This is a genomic window from Hoylesella buccalis ATCC 35310 (assembly GCF_025151385.1).
Taxonomy (GTDB): Bacteria; Bacteroidota; Bacteroidia; order Bacteroidales; family Bacteroidaceae; genus Prevotella; species Prevotella buccalis.
Window position 1 is genome coordinate 1316449 of the sequence record NZ_CP102287.1, and the last position, 15808, is coordinate 1332256.

General features: G+C 41.1%; 13 protein-coding genes and 5 pseudogenes. 11 read left to right on the forward strand and 7 right to left on the reverse strand.

Annotation, left to right across the window (positions count from 1 at the left end):
- Window positions 1–28: 28 nt before the first annotated feature.
- From NQ518_RS05525 to NQ518_RS05535, 3 genes are all read right to left on the reverse strand, one after another.
- The gene (locus NQ518_RS05525; protein ID WP_227960547.1) at window positions 29–667 is read right to left on the reverse strand and encodes a DUF4827 domain-containing protein; all 639 of its coding nucleotides are present in this window, start codon (window positions 665–667) and stop codon (window positions 29–31) included.
- Between the two features lie 112 nt (window positions 668–779).
- Window positions 780–1823, reverse strand: a complete 1044-nt coding sequence (locus NQ518_RS05530) for a DHH family phosphoesterase (protein ID WP_227962418.1) — start codon at window positions 1821–1823, stop codon at window positions 780–782.
- Between the two features lie 131 nt (window positions 1824–1954).
- Window positions 1955–2866: a glycosyltransferase family protein gene (locus tag NQ518_RS05535; RefSeq protein WP_227960545.1), complete on the reverse strand. Its 912-nt coding sequence runs from the start codon at window positions 2864–2866 to the stop codon at window positions 1955–1957.
- Window positions 2867–3200: 334 nt separating this feature from the next.
- On the opposite strand from NQ518_RS05535, the gene clpB reads away from it, so the two are divergent.
- A complete protein-coding gene (gene clpB / locus NQ518_RS05540; protein ID WP_227960543.1) occupies window positions 3201–5789 on the forward strand; it encodes an ATP-dependent chaperone ClpB in 2589 nt (862 codons plus the stop codon).
- Between the two features lie 862 nt (window positions 5790–6651).
- Here clpB and NQ518_RS13590 read toward each other — a convergent pair.
- Window positions 6652–6795 (reverse strand): annotated as a pseudogene (locus NQ518_RS13590) (IS982 family transposase); the annotation flags it as partial.
- Between the two features lie 52 nt (window positions 6796–6847).
- On the opposite strand from NQ518_RS13590, the gene NQ518_RS05545 reads away from it, so the two are divergent.
- The 5 genes and pseudogenes from NQ518_RS05545 (at window position 6848) to NQ518_RS05565 (ending at window position 10336) form a co-directional block, all read left to right on the forward strand.
- Entirely contained in the window at window positions 6848–7339 is a 492-nt protein-coding gene (locus NQ518_RS05545; protein ID WP_004349154.1) for a hypothetical protein, read from the forward strand.
- An 88-nt stretch (window positions 7340–7427) separates the two neighbouring features.
- Window positions 7428–7730: pseudogene (locus NQ518_RS13595) on the forward strand (hypothetical protein); the annotation flags it as partial.
- An 812-nt stretch (window positions 7731–8542) separates the two neighbouring features.
- Window positions 8543–8911, forward strand: a pseudogene (locus NQ518_RS05555) (peptidoglycan DD-metalloendopeptidase family protein); the annotation flags it as partial.
- Window positions 8912–8960: 49 nt separating this feature from the next.
- Window positions 8961–9407, forward strand: a complete 447-nt coding sequence (locus tag NQ518_RS05560) for a hypothetical protein (protein ID WP_227207877.1) — start codon at window positions 8961–8963, stop codon at window positions 9405–9407.
- A 299-nt stretch (window positions 9408–9706) separates the two neighbouring features.
- Complete coding sequence (locus NQ518_RS05565) at window positions 9707–10336, forward strand: hypothetical protein (RefSeq protein WP_227960541.1); 630 nt, start codon at window positions 9707–9709, stop codon at window positions 10334–10336.
- Between the two features lie 106 nt (window positions 10337–10442).
- On the opposite strand, the pseudogene NQ518_RS05570 reads toward NQ518_RS05565, so the two are convergent.
- Window positions 10443–10637: pseudogene (locus NQ518_RS05570) on the reverse strand (IS5/IS1182 family transposase); the annotation flags it as partial.
- A 534-nt stretch (window positions 10638–11171) separates the two neighbouring features.
- Here NQ518_RS05570 and NQ518_RS05575 point away from each other — a divergent pair.
- Together NQ518_RS05575 and NQ518_RS05580 are read left to right on the forward strand one after the other, a co-directional pair.
- Window positions 11172–11528, forward strand: a complete 357-nt coding sequence (locus tag NQ518_RS05575; protein ID WP_227208330.1) for a hypothetical protein — start codon at window positions 11172–11174, stop codon at window positions 11526–11528.
- A 191-nt stretch (window positions 11529–11719) separates the two neighbouring features.
- Window positions 11720–12046, forward strand: coding sequence for an AAA family ATPase (locus tag NQ518_RS05580; RefSeq protein ID WP_227960539.1), 327 nt, complete (start codon window positions 11720–11722; stop codon window positions 12044–12046).
- A gap of 19 nt (window positions 12047–12065) precedes the next feature.
- Here NQ518_RS05580 and NQ518_RS13600 read toward each other — a convergent pair.
- A pseudogene (locus tag NQ518_RS13600) lies at window positions 12066–12170 on the reverse strand (IS982 family transposase); the annotation flags it as partial.
- A gap of 333 nt (window positions 12171–12503) precedes the next feature.
- On the opposite strand from NQ518_RS13600, the gene NQ518_RS05585 reads away from it, so the two are divergent.
- Window positions 12504–12860: an SH3 domain-containing protein gene (locus NQ518_RS05585; protein WP_227960538.1), complete on the forward strand. Its 357-nt coding sequence runs from the start codon at window positions 12504–12506 to the stop codon at window positions 12858–12860.
- Between the two features lie 445 nt (window positions 12861–13305).
- On the opposite strand, the gene NQ518_RS05590 is transcribed toward NQ518_RS05585, so the two are convergent.
- Window positions 13306–14361: an IS5 family transposase gene (locus NQ518_RS05590; protein ID WP_227960536.1), complete on the reverse strand. Its 1056-nt coding sequence runs from the start codon at window positions 14359–14361 to the stop codon at window positions 13306–13308.
- A 114-nt stretch (window positions 14362–14475) separates the two neighbouring features.
- Here NQ518_RS05590 and NQ518_RS05595 point away from each other — a divergent pair, with 114 nt between their 5' ends.
- On the forward strand, window positions 14476–14793 hold the full coding sequence (locus NQ518_RS05595; RefSeq protein WP_227960534.1) for a helix-turn-helix domain-containing protein: 318 nt from the start codon (window positions 14476–14478) through the stop codon (window positions 14791–14793).
- A 595-nt stretch (window positions 14794–15388) separates the two neighbouring features.
- On the forward strand, window positions 15389–15805 hold the full coding sequence (locus tag NQ518_RS05600) for a hypothetical protein (RefSeq protein ID WP_036857307.1): 417 nt from the start codon (window positions 15389–15391) through the stop codon (window positions 15803–15805).
- Window positions 15806–15808: the final 3 nt, after the last annotated feature.

Below are 15808 nucleotides of genomic sequence, written 5' to 3' on the forward strand. Positions count from 1 at the left end.
TTTATATCAAATTGTTCACAGGTTTTTCTTACCTACCTCGTTGATATGTAATGTCATACAAACATGGATAAACGCTCTGTCGCGCATAGTTATGCCCACTGGTATGAGGAACTATCAACCGAACCTTCGCTATCTCGTCGCCTTCTTTGATGGGTCTGCCCACATGGATATAACTGAACGGAACCAGCCAACCTGCAGGAACCTCTGTTGTATTGAAAGCACTTGACATCACGCTCTCACCCTTCACAAACGAAGCCGTAAACGTTCCACTTGTATTACGAACCTTCATCTTATCCACCACGGCTGAATAAAACAGTACATCGTTCGAAAGTTGCAAGGAGTCGGTCATCAAGTTACGTTCTTTAAAACGACAAAGAACGTCAACGGTCTCACCATTTTTGATTTTCTCTCCCACTCCATTTCGAATAATCTGCATGTAAACGCCACTGCTGGAAATCAAGACAAACTCATTGCGTTGCACGTTTGTCGTGTAACCTTGCGACGCGAACGTCTCTTCAGAAATGACCTGCACGGCCGAATCGGCAATGTATTTGTTGATGGCACTGCGCTCCGCTGCCTTTTGATCTGCATAGGTCTTGTTGTCACGGCAAGATGCCAAGAAGCAGATGGACAACAAGGCGAATAGTGGAAATATAATTCTTTTCATCTTTTATGATATCTACAGTCATCTGCAAAGATAGTTAAAGTCGGGAAAACGACAAAAGAAAAGCTTTGCTTTTATAGATTATTGACGATAGGAACAAACTGCCGTGCGTTGGCTATTTTCGTTTTAACCGATCCTCATAATGTATGAAAGCCTGCCTTACCACTTTTTCAGCCTCGTCCAAAGAGCAATAAAGTCGACCGCCACTGGCATTGACATGTCCTCCCCCATTGAAGAATTCGGCCGCCATCTCATTGCAGGGAAAGTCATCTACCGAACGCAGGCTCACCCACACCAGGTTATCCTTACGGTCGTCCTCACGCAATGAAACGGACAACTTCATGCCCTTAATGGAGAGCGGAACGTTGACCAAGCCCTCTGCATCGCCTTTCACGAAATGGAAATTGCGCATGTCATTGCGCGAGATGGCGAAATAAGAGGCATGAAAATCCTCGAAGACATTTAGTTTTTGCGACATCATGTAGCCTCGCAACCGTATGGCCCACTGGCTATAATTGTTGTAAACATTGCGGTAAATCTTGTCCTTATCAAATCCTTTTGTCAGCAACTGACTGATGATGAAGAAGATGTCTGGACGGGACGAATTGTAGGTAAAGCCGCCCGTATCGGTCATCATGCCACAATAGAGGGGCACGGCACCCTGGCACGTCATCCGTTCAAAGCCACCCAACTGCCATATTATGCGGAAGATCAGTTCGCTGGTGCTGCTGGCATCAGTCCGAGATACGGAGAAAACCGTATCCATGTCGGCGTTGGTGTGATGGTCTACCATCACCCTTTTGGCAGGACTTGCTTCTAATACGGGCTGCATTTCGTCTACCCTCCCGGTGCTGCCAAAGTCGAGACAAAACACCAAGTCAGCCTTCTGGAATAGTTGTTTCACTTCCTCCTGATGCTTGTCATAGCGTACAATACGGTCGCTGTTGGGCAACCATCGCAAGAAATCGGGATAAGCATCCGGCATCACGACAGCGGGCTGTTTGCCGCATTGGTTTTTCAGATAATCGCACCAAGCCAACGAAGAGCCCAGTGCGTCACCGTCAGGCGATTTGTGTCCGCAGATAATAATATGTTGAGCATCATCAATTAGTTGTCGCAACAGTTCCAACTCTTCTGGTGCTAAAATGTCTATGTTCATGTAACGAATGTACGTTGAGAATATCATCGTTTTCAAGTTGATGGCTGTTTAACACAAAGGCTTTCATCCACCAACTTAAAAACGCAATAACTCAAAAACCTCAAAAACTTATAAACTCAAAAACTCATCCATCAGAATAACTGATTGGGATATACGTCTTGGTCAATCAGCGACTGAATCCTGTCCACGGTATCTTGACGGTCTGCCGCATAAGTAACGCCAAACCACTTGCTGGTAGTGTCAAGCACCTTCACGGTAGCCGTTCCCTCATGAATCAACTTATTAACCTCCAATGGAATGAAGAACTCTGCCTTGAGGTTCTCCATGTTCTTCGGATCTGAGAGAAACTCCTTGAAATAGGCATTGCTATACTTAAAATAATCGGGTGTAAAGCCCCACATATTCATCGATACGGGCGTATTGTCGTCTACAGCCACCCATTCGCCTTGCTCATCTTTGTAACATACGGCTCCGTTAACGCGCATGATTTCTGTACGTTCTACAACGGTGGTCAGGTTGCCTTGCTCGTTCTTTTCGCAAATACCACGAGCCACGGTTCCATTCTCCGACAGCGTATTGCCTACGCGGAAGCCCACCATGGCATAGTTGTTCTTCGAGCCTTCTGGAAGATTGGCCAAGAACTTCCCCATCACCATGAATGCGTCCCGATTGTAGAAGTCGTCACAATTGATGACACAGAACGGTTCGTTTATCAAATCTTCAGCCATCATCACGGCATGATTGGTACCCCATGGCTTTTCTCTACCTTCAGGAACAGTAAATCCTTCCGGCAGTTTGTCGATGGCCTGGAAACACACTTCGGCAGGAATATGTCCTGCATATTTAGACAACACTTTCTCTCTGAACTCGTCTTCAAAGTCTTTTCGGATGACAAATACAATTTTACCAAAACCTGCTTTAATGGCGTCATAGATAGAATAGTCCATGATGGTTTCCCCATTAGGTCCCAAACCGTCAAGTTGTTTCAATCCTCCATAACGGCTACCCATGCCGGCAGCAAGCAGTAATAATGTTGGTTTCATAATCAATTTTATTTTAATGATAATCAATGTTCAAATCAGTTGGGGTAAACAGGCGACGCCTATCTTATGCAAAGGTAATAAAAAACGATTAATAGCCACAAGAAATCACCTTCTTTTATCCTATATTGAAGCAGCAACCTGCTGAAATAAAACCTCTCTCCATTGCAAAATAAATGACAGACAGACAGGCAGACACACGGGATTCAGCAAGTTCTTTATCGGCCAATTTGACACAATAAAACCGCCACATTGGCGCATCACTATGCAAAGGCACACCTTTTGGACATCATGAAGCAGTTAAAGAAATGATTAAAAAAGAAAGGAAAAAAAGATTATGACATTCGATAAATTTACAATTAAAGCACAAGAAACCGTTCAAGGGGCTGTGAACCTGGCACAAAGCGCTGGGCAACAGACCATAGAACCCATTCACTTGTTGCTCGCCCTGCTGAACAAAGGGAAGGATGTAACGACGTTTATTTTTCAAAAGTTAGGCGTTAATCCTTCTCAGATAGAGGCATTGGCGCAGAGCGAGATTGAACATTTGCCCAAGGTATCGGGCGGACAACCCTACCTGAGCAATGACACCAACATGGTTTTGCAAAGGACTATGGATTTGTCCCAACGCTTTGGCGACCAGTTCGTGAGCCTCGAACCCATGTTGCTGGCTTTGCTCACGGTCAACTCTTCGGCCAGTCGTATCCTCAAGGATGCAGGCTGTACGGAAAAAGACATGACCAAAGCCATCGATGAGTTGCGACAAGGTTCGAAGGTACAGAGCCAGAGTGGCGACGAAAACTATCAGGCACTTGATAAGTATGCCAAGAACCTGGTGCAGGAAGCTCGTTCTGGAAAGTTGGATCCCGTTATCGGACGGGATGAGGAGATACGCCGCGTGCTCCAGATATTGAGCCGCCGCACCAAGAACAACCCTATATTAATAGGTGAGCCGGGTACGGGTAAGACCGCCATTGTGGAGGGCTTGGCCGGGCGTATCGTTCGAGGTGACGTGCCCGAGAACTTAAAAAACAAGCAGCTCTACTCGCTGGACATGGGCGCATTGGTGGCCGGAGCCAAGTACAAGGGCGAGTTTGAAGAACGTCTGAAAAGCGTCATCAAGGAAGTGACTCACGCCGAGGGCGAAATCATCCTCTTCATCGACGAGATTCATACCTTGGTGGGTGCAGGCGGCGGAGAAGGTGCCATGGATGCCGCCAACATTCTAAAGCCGGCTCTGGCGCGTGGCGAATTGCGGGCCATTGGTGCCACCACACTCAACGAATACCAGAAGTATTTCGAGAAAGACAAGGCACTGGAAAGGCGATTCCAAACGGTGATGGTCGACGAACCTGATGAGTTGAGTGCCATCTCCATCCTCCGCGGATTGAAAGAGCGGTACGAGAACCACCACAAAGTGAGGATTCAGGACGACGCATGTATTGCTGCCGTAACACTGTCGGAGCGATACATCAGCAACCGATTCTTGCCAGACAAGGCCATCGACCTGATGGACGAGGCCGCCGCAAAACTGCGAATGGAACGCGACTCGGTACCGGAGGAGTTGGATGAGATTACCCGTAAGCTCAAACAATTGGAGATTGAGCGCGAAGCCATCAAGCGAGAAAACGACGAGGTGAAGATCAAACAACTCGACAAAGACATCGCCGAACTGCACGAGGAGGAACAATCGTTCCGGGCTAAGTGGGAAAGCGAGAAGAACTTGGTGAACAAGATACAACAGGACAAGCAGGAGATGGAGAACCTGCGATTTGAAGCTGACCGCGCCGAACGTGAGGGCAACTACGAACGGGTGGCCGAGATAAGGTATGGTAAGCTGAAAAGTCTGCAAGACGACATCGACAACATCAAGCTACAACTGAAGGCCACACAGGGCGGAGAAGCCATGGTGCGCGAGGAGGTGACGGCTGATGACATCGCTGAAGTGGTGAGCCGATGGACCGGCATTCCCGTCACGCGTATGCTGCAAAGCGAGAAAGACAAGCTCTTGCATCTGGAAAGCGAGCTGCACAAACGGGTGATTGGCCAAGATGAGGCCATCACGGCCGTGAGCGACGCTGTGCGCCGCAGTCGGGCCGGATTGCATGATCCGAAACGCCCCATCGCCTCGTTCATCTTCTTAGGAACCACTGGCGTGGGCAAGACCGAGCTGGCCAAAGCACTGGCTGAATATCTTTTCAACGACGAAAGCATGATGACGCGTATCGACATGAGCGAGTATCAGGAAAAATTCAGCGTGTCACGGCTCATCGGCGCACCTCCCGGATACGTTGGATATGACGAGGGTGGACAGCTGACAGAGGCCGTCAGGCGCAAGCCTTACAGCGTCATCTTGTTCGACGAGATAGAGAAGGCGCATCCAGACGTGTTCAACATCCTGCTGCAAGTGCTGGACGATGGTAGACTGACCGACAACAAGGGACGCACGGTGAACTTCAAGAACACCATCATCATCATGACCTCTAACCTGGGCAGCCAATACATCCAAGAGCAAATGGCTGGCATCGACGCACACAACCGTGAGGACAAGTTGAGGGAAACTAAGCATACGGTCATGGAAATGCTCAAAAAGACCATCCGGCCGGAGTTTCTCAACCGTATCGACGAAACCATCATGTTCTTGCCACTGACCCGGACTGAGATCGACAGCGTGGTGAAATTGCAGATGAACGCCGTGAAGAAAATGCTGTCGGAACAAGGCTTTACCTTGGAATGGACACCCAATGCCATCGACTTCCTTGGCAAGGTGGGATATGATCCTGAGTTCGGTGCCCGCCCGGTTAAGCGCGCCATCCAACGCTACGTCTTGAACGACCTGTCCAAGAAGCTGCTGGCCGGCGAGGTGATGAACGATAAACCCATCACCATCGATGCCGATGACCATGGGCTGACATTCAAAAATTAAGGACGCACAGCGGGCCTTTGCCAGCTGGACCGCATCAGCCAGAGCATGAAGGGTGCGGGAACAGCTGCACGGCCTGCACGTCATGAAAACCTATCATTGGGGTATGTCCGTAAGGATGTACCCCATTTTTGTTTGACGGAGCATGGTAGGGCGCTCACCCTAAATGTCCTATTTTTTGATTGTTTTTAGCCCCTAAAACAACCTTTCAAAACTTTCAATCTGGAAAAAAACGATAGGCCTACGGGATGCACGCAGGTACTAATTTGACAAGTAAAAAACACCTTTTTCACTTAAGGCTGGTTCTATAAATTACCACCGCATATAGTCATTAAATTTTTATGAAATACGTTTTGTTATCTTTTGGCCTTTTTTTGGTTCAAAATGTAAGTTCGTTCAGTCGTGTAGCTCGCTACACTCCTTCACTCTCTTGCATTTTGGCCTCAAAAAAAAGCTCAAAATCTAACAAAGCTAATTTATAGAACCAGCCATAAAGCAATGAGATGAGCCGACAAGAAACAACACTTTGAGGTCCAATTTACACACCTTTGCACAACAAAAGCATGTTAATAAGCGGCTTAAACCAATGCTTTTGGTTCCTAAAGGACATCAATAACGGGTACATCTTGATATCAATAAACAGAATACTCTGTATATCAACAACATACAAACTTCTCCATTTTCAGCGTATTTACGCATGGATGCAAGTTTGTTTGTCTACACGCAAATTTTAAGCAGGATGGTTGTCAAAATAATTTTCAGTGTATTGATAAAAGAACAACCAATCTTAAACATTCACGTTCAGGTTGATATTGAATCTCTGTAGCCGATACGACTTGTTTGATGGATGTCATCATGTGAGCAGTACATTACCAAATTCATTGACGAGATTTTCAGAGAATTGCTTGCATACCTCAAGAATTTTGACGATTTTTGTATAAAGGTTGTACATACGATTCTCTGAACTTAATGTTTTGAATACCACCAAGTTACTAAAAATCAACGACATGTGTAACTTTTGTGCATATTTATCAACTTAAATAAATTCCGCCAACGAGTCAATGATAGAAAGTATTATAGATTCACATATAACAGAGCAACTATATAAAATATATAGTTTAGACATTGACGGTTTTGTCAATAACCAGGAGCAAGTCAAAACTTTAAATTTTGAATATGAATGGCCTGTTGTTGATTTTTTAGAGCCTGTTTTTATGCCTTTGTTCCAAAACATAGACTCCAACTTTATCTATTTAACAAAAGGATATAATATAACAAAAGATGAAATCTATTCTAAATTTTCAAGGAAAGATTTCATAGAGTTCATGAGAGGTAACAAGACTTATACTCCACGAGGGCGAAGTAAGGAAAGTATTGACACTTATTATATGATAGGCCTAACTATTTTTGACGAAACCTACGAATGGTTAATTCATAATAATGTTGACGTGGGATATTTAACCTTTTCTTTTCAAATTAAGAAATTCAACAATGAGAAGATACTAAATTTACTTACGAACAATAAGTGGTTTGTGCGTGATGATAATTATTGAGGACGGCAGCGGTGCTATCGAGTATTACTACGGTAAGATGGGCAAGGTTGCCAAGACCCGCCGCACGCTGATTGTACCTAATCAGACAGTGGCAACCTACGTAACACAGTGGAAGTATGACAGCCACAATCGCCTATTGGAAATGATTTACCCCGATGAGGAGAAAGTAACCTACGGGTACAACCTCGGTGGACAGGTAGACCACGTCCGTGGCTACAAGTCCTATGGCTACGATTATGTGAACAAGATTGGCTATCATAAGTTTGAGCAGCGCACTTACCTGAAGTACTGTAACGGAGCGGAAACCTTCTACTCCTATGACCCACAACGTTGCCGACTGCAGAACCTCGTGGTCAATGCCAAAGCAGGTCGTTCTGAAAACGGATATACACCTGCAGAAATAACATTGAGACATAAACTTATCCACAGCCTCAGATATATGGAAGGCATATCCACTTTGGCAAAAGAGGATTACCAATATACCGACGGATTGTATCTTGTTACCGAAAAAACAGTCTATAAAAGAGTTGCAAACCATAGGTATGAGCAGGTATAACAAGAAATATAAATACACCGAAAATATGTTGCGAAAAGAGTAAAATCTTCAACAACGTTTATCACATGTTTCAAATGACTAAAAAGGTTTTGGTTATTCTTTTTTCGATTATTATTTTAACAGGAGGGTGTAACTCCCCCTTGTCAAAGTTTAAATGTGTCTATGACATGTATGGTGATAGCACTGTTTATTATGTAATAACAATCAATGGAGATTATCTAAAGACTACCAAACATAAACACATTATAGTTTCCGAGTTTGACAGCTTAAATAATATATGGCATTCTCCAGTAGATAGTATTTTTGAAAAAAAGGATAGTATATTTCTAAGCAAAGAATTACAAGATTCACTGATTTTTCATATAGAAAATGCTATAAAAAGTGACAAAAGCATTACTTCTTACATGTCTACCAATCAATCTATAATAACGATAAGTTGGAATAAACGTACTTATAAACTCCAATATAGCAACATAGGGCAACGTGGTTTGATTTCATTTCTAAAAAAACACTCTTCCATCCAGATCAAATGAACAGCAAATAAAAGATTAAGTATAAATATGCCATTACGAAACAACCGTACATATCCCTACAAAATTGAGCTGCGCACCTACCTGAAGTATTGCAACGGAGCGGAAACGTTCTACAGTTACGACCCACAGCGTCGCAGACTACAGAACCTTGCAGTCAATGCTGGCGGCAAGACCATCATGGACAGTGCCCTCCAGTTGCAATCCATCAAGGACAATTACAAGACATTCGATTTGCCATACAACGGTCAGGACAATACCGACTATGTCAATGGCAAAGGCTTTAGTAGTGATGACGACACGCCAGAGGCAGCACAGGCAAGGGCGATGGTCAAGACGAGGGCTGGCGAAGCTGGCACTAACGAGCGGATGCAGTTCTAATACCATCCCGACCATTTGGGCAGCAGTAGCTACATCACCAACTTGGATGGTGAGGTCATGCAGCACATTGAATATGTACCGTATGGCGAGGTGTTCATAGATGAATTGGAGCTTACGCAAAAGCTAAACAGGAATTAGAAACTTTACAACAAACATGGGGAACAATGAGATGATAAGAAATATATTACATTCTATCTTGGTCATTTTTGTTTTGGCTAGTTGCCAAAACAAAAATGACATCAATAAGATAGTTTCGAATCATTGGCAGCAAGATAGCATAAATTGTATTGTAGACTTTTCTTCTTGTTTTAGCTTCAACTGGGATGTATGTTATTATTTTTCCAGTAAATGCTCTTTAGAGGAGATTAATAAGGATTTAGGTATACAGTTTAATGAGTTCGAAGACACAAGTGATAGAATGATTTTTGTTCAAGACAAAAGAATCATTTACACACAAGACTGGTATTATATACCAGAGAAAATACAAACTGGTATAATATTTGATCAAAGTATAAGAAAACTAAAAATCAAGAAAGGTAATGCGAAATTTAGAATAGAAAAGAAACGTGATAGGTATTTGCTAATTCCAATCTATAAGTAATGCTTCAAATTGGATTTTATCGTAGCAACAAATAGAAATCAGTGATTTTTGCTATTTTTGTAACCCCAAACAAAGAGAAAATTACCTTACGATAACCCTTCGGAACTTTATGCTCCAGGTTGGAAGTGAAAAACTCAAGTTTTCAACACCAAACAAGAGTTTTATAAAAGGATTGACTAATTTTGCACTTGCTGGTTGACTCTACGGATCATCCTTCTCCAAACCCTAAATGGTCATATCAGTATGAATCTACAGCCGCCTATGGTGGCACAACCTTTATGCGTTTATCCAATAAATAGATGAAAGAAAATCATAGTAACCATTGGGCAGGAGGAAGAAAAAAAATGAAAATACTGGTAAATTATTTACTAACATTTCTATTCATTTGTCTTATAGAAACTTCTTGTTCCTTTAAGACAAAGTGTAGAGGCATAAGTATCAACGAAGTTCATACTACAACTAAACATGCAAGTATGAGATTCTCCTCCTTGGCTACGTTTTCAAAGAACAAGACATCAGCATTAAAAAATTATCGAAAGTTTAACATAAGTAGGAGCATCAAAAAATCAATCAAACTATCCAATTGGGCAGAAAATATGGAATATCCTCCCGACGTCTTTATCTGTGAAAATGGTTATTATTTTTTATTATCTGTTACAAAAAATCCAACAGGACTAGATACAAATTTTTACCATTGGATTGTTTTAAATAATGATGGTAGAGTTGTTGATGAATTTGTAAGCTTATCTAAAAACATCAATAACTGCTATATGGAAAAAGGGAAACTACACATGGTTGTATATGACTATGATGATGAGTTTTTTTTAAAGGAGCAATCAGAATTGATTCCGATAATAATAAGGGATTTTATAGTTGAAGATAGTTTAGCTTTGAGTAAAGAAAGTAAATTTTACGTAGAAGAGGGCTAATATCAGTAAATAAAAATTCGTTGGTCAAATTAAAGCGTATTTAACTGTCCGATAGGCTTATGATTGATGAGAGTAAAATACTACAACATGGTGAAAGCAGCGACTTTGCCTTAGCCTCTATCTTTGCCCCATCGATGTATTCCACGTCAAGGGTCACTAAGCTTCGATCAGCAAGTAGCACCATCAATTGGGTGAACACGTTGTTTAGCTCGTCTCTGACACGGTTGTGGAAGCAGTTGATGGTGATGAAGTTGGGCTTTTCGTATCCTATAATCCCAATGAAGTGGGTGTCATGGAGGAGCGATTATACAGGAACATTCCATTGGACATAGACAATATGGAGGGGACGCATCTAAATCACATTTCAATGTTAGGGTAATGTTTCTATCAGGAGTTATTATAATAACCATCTGATTATCAATGTGATTTTTAAAAGATTAAGCATAAATGCAGGGAAAGATTCTCTGCCTTTTGCTATTTTTGTAACTCAAAACAATGAAAAATGAATATACGAGAACGCTTCGGCACTTTGCGCTCCAGATTGGAAATGAAAAACTCAAGTTTTCAACACCAAACAAGAGTTTTATAAAAGGATTGACTAATTTTGCACTTGCTGGTTGACTCTACGCTCAATATGAACAATAAAAGATATATATATTATATGCTTATAATATGCACATTATTGCTTTTTAGTTGCAATTACCGCCATAAGCAGGAAATTACTATTTTTTATTTTTGTGGTAATATAGAACCATATAGACAGTTTGATTGTACTGACCTCGATAGCATATGTAAGACCAATGAATACGATGATACAATATTTATAACCTCTACTATGTTCAAACAAATTAAAGACGATATAATAAATGCTAAACCAACTAATAATTATTCAAACTCATACACACCAATAATATATGTAAATGTTGGAAATCAGAATTTGTGTCTTAATGGAATAAATAATCAGTGTTGGATAAAACAGAGTGATAGAAAATATCACCCTTCTATTCTTAGTAATAAGACAGTGTATCTTCTAAAATGGAAATCTTTCTATTACAATTATTTGCCATATGATATTTTACAATTAGATAAGGGGATACGGCAATTTGGTATTCCTTCTGATTATAAAAAAGATCAGATAAATAAAATAATTAAAAAGAAAGAAATGTCTAAAGTCTTAGTAAGGGTAAAATAATAAAGGCTGTGATCGCAAATCATCCTCTTTTATTCTATAAAAATCAATAGAAATGTAGCCTATCATACAGTTTTCCCACATTTTTATACTTCTCAAACGCATTTTTTCCTTTGATTATTCCGTGTTTCGAGATAAAAACGCTATATTTACGGTGTAAAATATGATACCAATATCAAAAATAACACTCTAATATGATATTTGAACGTAAGAAATACTTGGATGAACTTATCGCAGGACGTGGAAACGGTCTTGTGAAGATTATAACAGGTGTCAGACGATGTGGAAAGTCTTTCCTGCTGTTTGAGATCTGGCATAACTGGCTGTTGGAACATGGGGTGACTGATAATCACATCATCGAAATACAACTTGACGATTTCCGAAACAAACGGTTGAGAAAGCCTGATGCCCTACTCGACTATATAGATTCAAAGGTTGTGGATGATGGCAATCCTTATTATATATCCGTTGGCGGAATTAATTTAGTGCATATTCAATTCTGCCAATGGGCTTGTTGTTAATGAAGTTTACATATTGCAGAAAGGTATATTTTACATCTTTCACATAATGGAGGTCAGCTACACTTGCTTTTGACAGATCGTAGGAATGGATAACTCCGCTTAACCCACAGAGGGCGTGTAACTTTTTACGCATATTTATCAACTTAAATAAATTCCGCCAACGGGTTTGATTATGAAGAAATGTACAACTGTGTTAATTTTAGCATGCGTATACTTTTTATCCACACATGCACAACACTCTTGTAAAGATTGTATATATGATCTTTATAAAGTGTTAGCAACATGCCAGTTAAAACACATAGATATAGGGAACAACACTTATTCTGTCAAGTCGCTCTATCAAGACAAAAGTGATAGTATTATTTTTGCAGCAATCACCAAGGCTCATGTTTTCAGTTACGGTAACCCGTTAGATTCCGTTGTAGAACTTGATTTGGGTGATAAAGCACTATATTTTATGGTAACTACAGAACCACCTCGCAGCTTCAGATATTCTGACATCAATTGCGTCTATGATAGTAAAGGATGTAATCTTCTATATAAAGAGGATTACATGAAATTTCCTGCTGTGATTAATGACCCAGATGGTTTCACCTATGTCAGAGAGAGACCTTCAACGAAGTCAAAAGTAAAGACAAAGATTCTTAGGAACCAGATATTTTTATATACCCCAATTTGGAGAAGTGACTGGTGCAGGGCTTATTCTGATGATGGGAGTTTATTTATCGGATATATATATCGTAAACGAATACTACCATTTGATAAATGCCCTGTGGATATTAAAAAGAAAATGATAATATTCATGTTTGATTAAATAATTTTATGAAGGATAAGTGGATTGTATGAACAAAGACTATATCTTTCCAGAAAAATATTGAGAGAGGGTGTGTCAAAATTTTGACACACCTTCAATTTACTGGTATTAACCCGTTGGTTGTATTAAATTTGAGCGTATTTGACTTGCCCGATAGGCTTACAGAATGAAGTACCTGCCTATAAGAATACACCCTATATATTCATGGCAGGTGGAACACGAACTGAAATTATCTGAGATTGTAAATGAGAAGCATCCTGCGGACACCAATATGGAAAAGAAATAGAAAAATAACAAAATAAATACCAGATAAAGTATTATGAGACCTCTGCAAAACCTTACCCCATTCTCTATCATTCTTGTTTTTGAGCACTATTGGCTCACCTGCAGTCTATATTTTTGATTTTTATGCTGTATATGCTCTATTTCATCTCATATTCTCCCCTTATTTGAGAGAATTAGACACAATTATCCCTGGAGTTCGATATAAATTGTAGGCAATAGCCTCCATGATGTGTTGTGCGTGAGTCTTATCTAAACCTACATATCTGGCTATGCCACCATGAAACCATCTGTGAATAGATCCAAAGGTACGTTCCACTTTGTACCGTGTCTTGCTGATGGCTACATTAATACGCTGCTCTCTTTCCGTTAGCTTACGCCCCCTTACTCCTTTGTGCATGATACGACTCTTGAGCTTCATACGTTTAAGTACATCCTTGTTTGCCGTGGAATCATAACCCTTGTCGGCATAAACAGGTGTACCTTGTGGAAGTTTAGCTTTTTCTAATGGCTTTTCCAAATGTTTGATGTCACTTTCGTTAGCCGGTGTGGTTTCCTCGGCTATCACCAAACCGTTCTCATCTGTAACCGAATGTCGCTTGTAACCGAAGTGTAGCTTCCCCATCTTCTTTACCCAACGTGCTTCTCCATCAACATTGGGCTTGACGATCTCTTTAACCATTGCCTTTTCTGCCACATCCCTGCCTGATTCCTCATTGCGATCCTCAACTACTTCGTATTCCTTACGGCCGCGAGGTCGACGAGGACTATCCGTGATACTTGCATCAACGATGGCACCACGCTTAATCAAAACACCAGCCAACTCTAACTGGCGATTTATCTCTTGCAGCACATTGTCGTAAAGGTCGGCTTCAACCAAAATGTTACGGAAACGGCATACAGTTGTACTATCTGGAGCGCAGTCATCCAATCCTAAACCAACAAAGCGACTGAAGGACAGACGGTCATTTACCTGCTCTTCGACCTCGCCGTCACTCAAGCCATACCATGTACGAAGAAGCTCGGTCTTGAACAACACAAGACTGTCATAGCTTGGACGACCAGTGGGACGGTTGCCTTTGGTGTAAGCAATTTCAATAAGTCCACGAATGGGATTCCAGTCGATTATCTGATCAATTTGAAAGAAAAAGGTCTGTTTGACCTTACGATGACCAACTATTAGGTCAGCAAAACTCGGAGAAGAAGGACGTTGTTTCATACTATAAAGGTACAAAAATATGATGAAATGAGCAAATCTTGAACAAAGAGTTTTGCAGAGGTCTCATTATATGTTAAACTTATTATAGTATCTTTGCATCGTAAAACATACATTATGACAAAATTTACCAAAGCCAACTGGATGACCAGAGCACTGCAAGATAAGTTGAAGGTAGTGGGCGAGCAGTTCCGCCTCGCCCGATTGCGAAGAGACCTGACGATGGATCAGGTGGCACAACGTGCACAATGCACCAGGCTTACCCTTTCACGTTTGGAAAAGGGCGAACCTTCTGTGTCACTGGGTGTGGTAATGCGTGTGCTCAATGCCCTGCAGCTCGAAGACGATATTCTCTATTTAGCAAAAGACGATGAGCTGGGTCGCATGTTACAGGACTTGGGCATTAAGAATAAAAAACGAGCTTCAAAAAGATAATGGAAAAATAATTTTACGTTAAAAGTATTCGGAGTAACAGTGTATCAAGAAATAAACAAAGGAAAATAAAAAATCCCTAAGGTGTCGTAACTTAGGAATTTAAGCAATTACATGATGCGGAAAGAGGGGAAAATGACCATTTCGCTGCAACTCCTTGTATCATAGTCTTTTATTTTTTTATCCTTTTTAATTGTAGCCATATTGTAGCCACAACAGAGTATTTTGAGAGTACTCGCAGATACTGCTACCCGAAATGCGCACTTGCATTTCTTGGGTTCAAAAGTACAAAAAAGTAGAACATCCTCCAAATTATTGTGGGAAAATGTTTTAGAAATCTTTTGGCTACAATTTTCAGTGCATGGTGCAAGTCTATATATATAGATAGACCTTGCACCATGCACTGACAGTCCCAAAGATGTGATTGATTGATATGGCAGGCTAAAGATTTTCGCCTACGTATTGGGCAACAAATAACGCATAATGTTAAAAATGCAAAATGGCAATATAATGCCAATATTGGCAATTTAATATTCTTTCTAAAGCCCTATTTGTTAAGAACTTTGCAGCATTATTTCTAACAAAAAGACGGATACATATGAAGACAAAGAAACAAAACTCTGGAAGTAACGCAAAATTCTACGTTGTACTTCCGACGCTTGAAATCATGCTCTCCGCCAGCAAAAACTGCAAGCTAAGGGCAGGCTATGCCGATATGGAATATTCCAACTTTATGAAACACTGCAAGATGCAGACCGACCTTCGTATCAACACTTATGCAAGATGTGCCGCAGCCTTCGATATGGATGTGCTGCTGATACATCTCCCAAAGGGAATGATTGATTCCATGATTGCAACCACACCCCATAAAAGCCTTCGCTTCTCCACAATGGAGCAGGAAGATCTCATCGTTATTCTCAATCGGCTGTGCAAGCTAGACAGTAGAAGATTTAAGCAGCATCTTATGCAGTTATTGCACCAATTGGGGAAGGACTCTGAATTTCCAGACGGATGATAA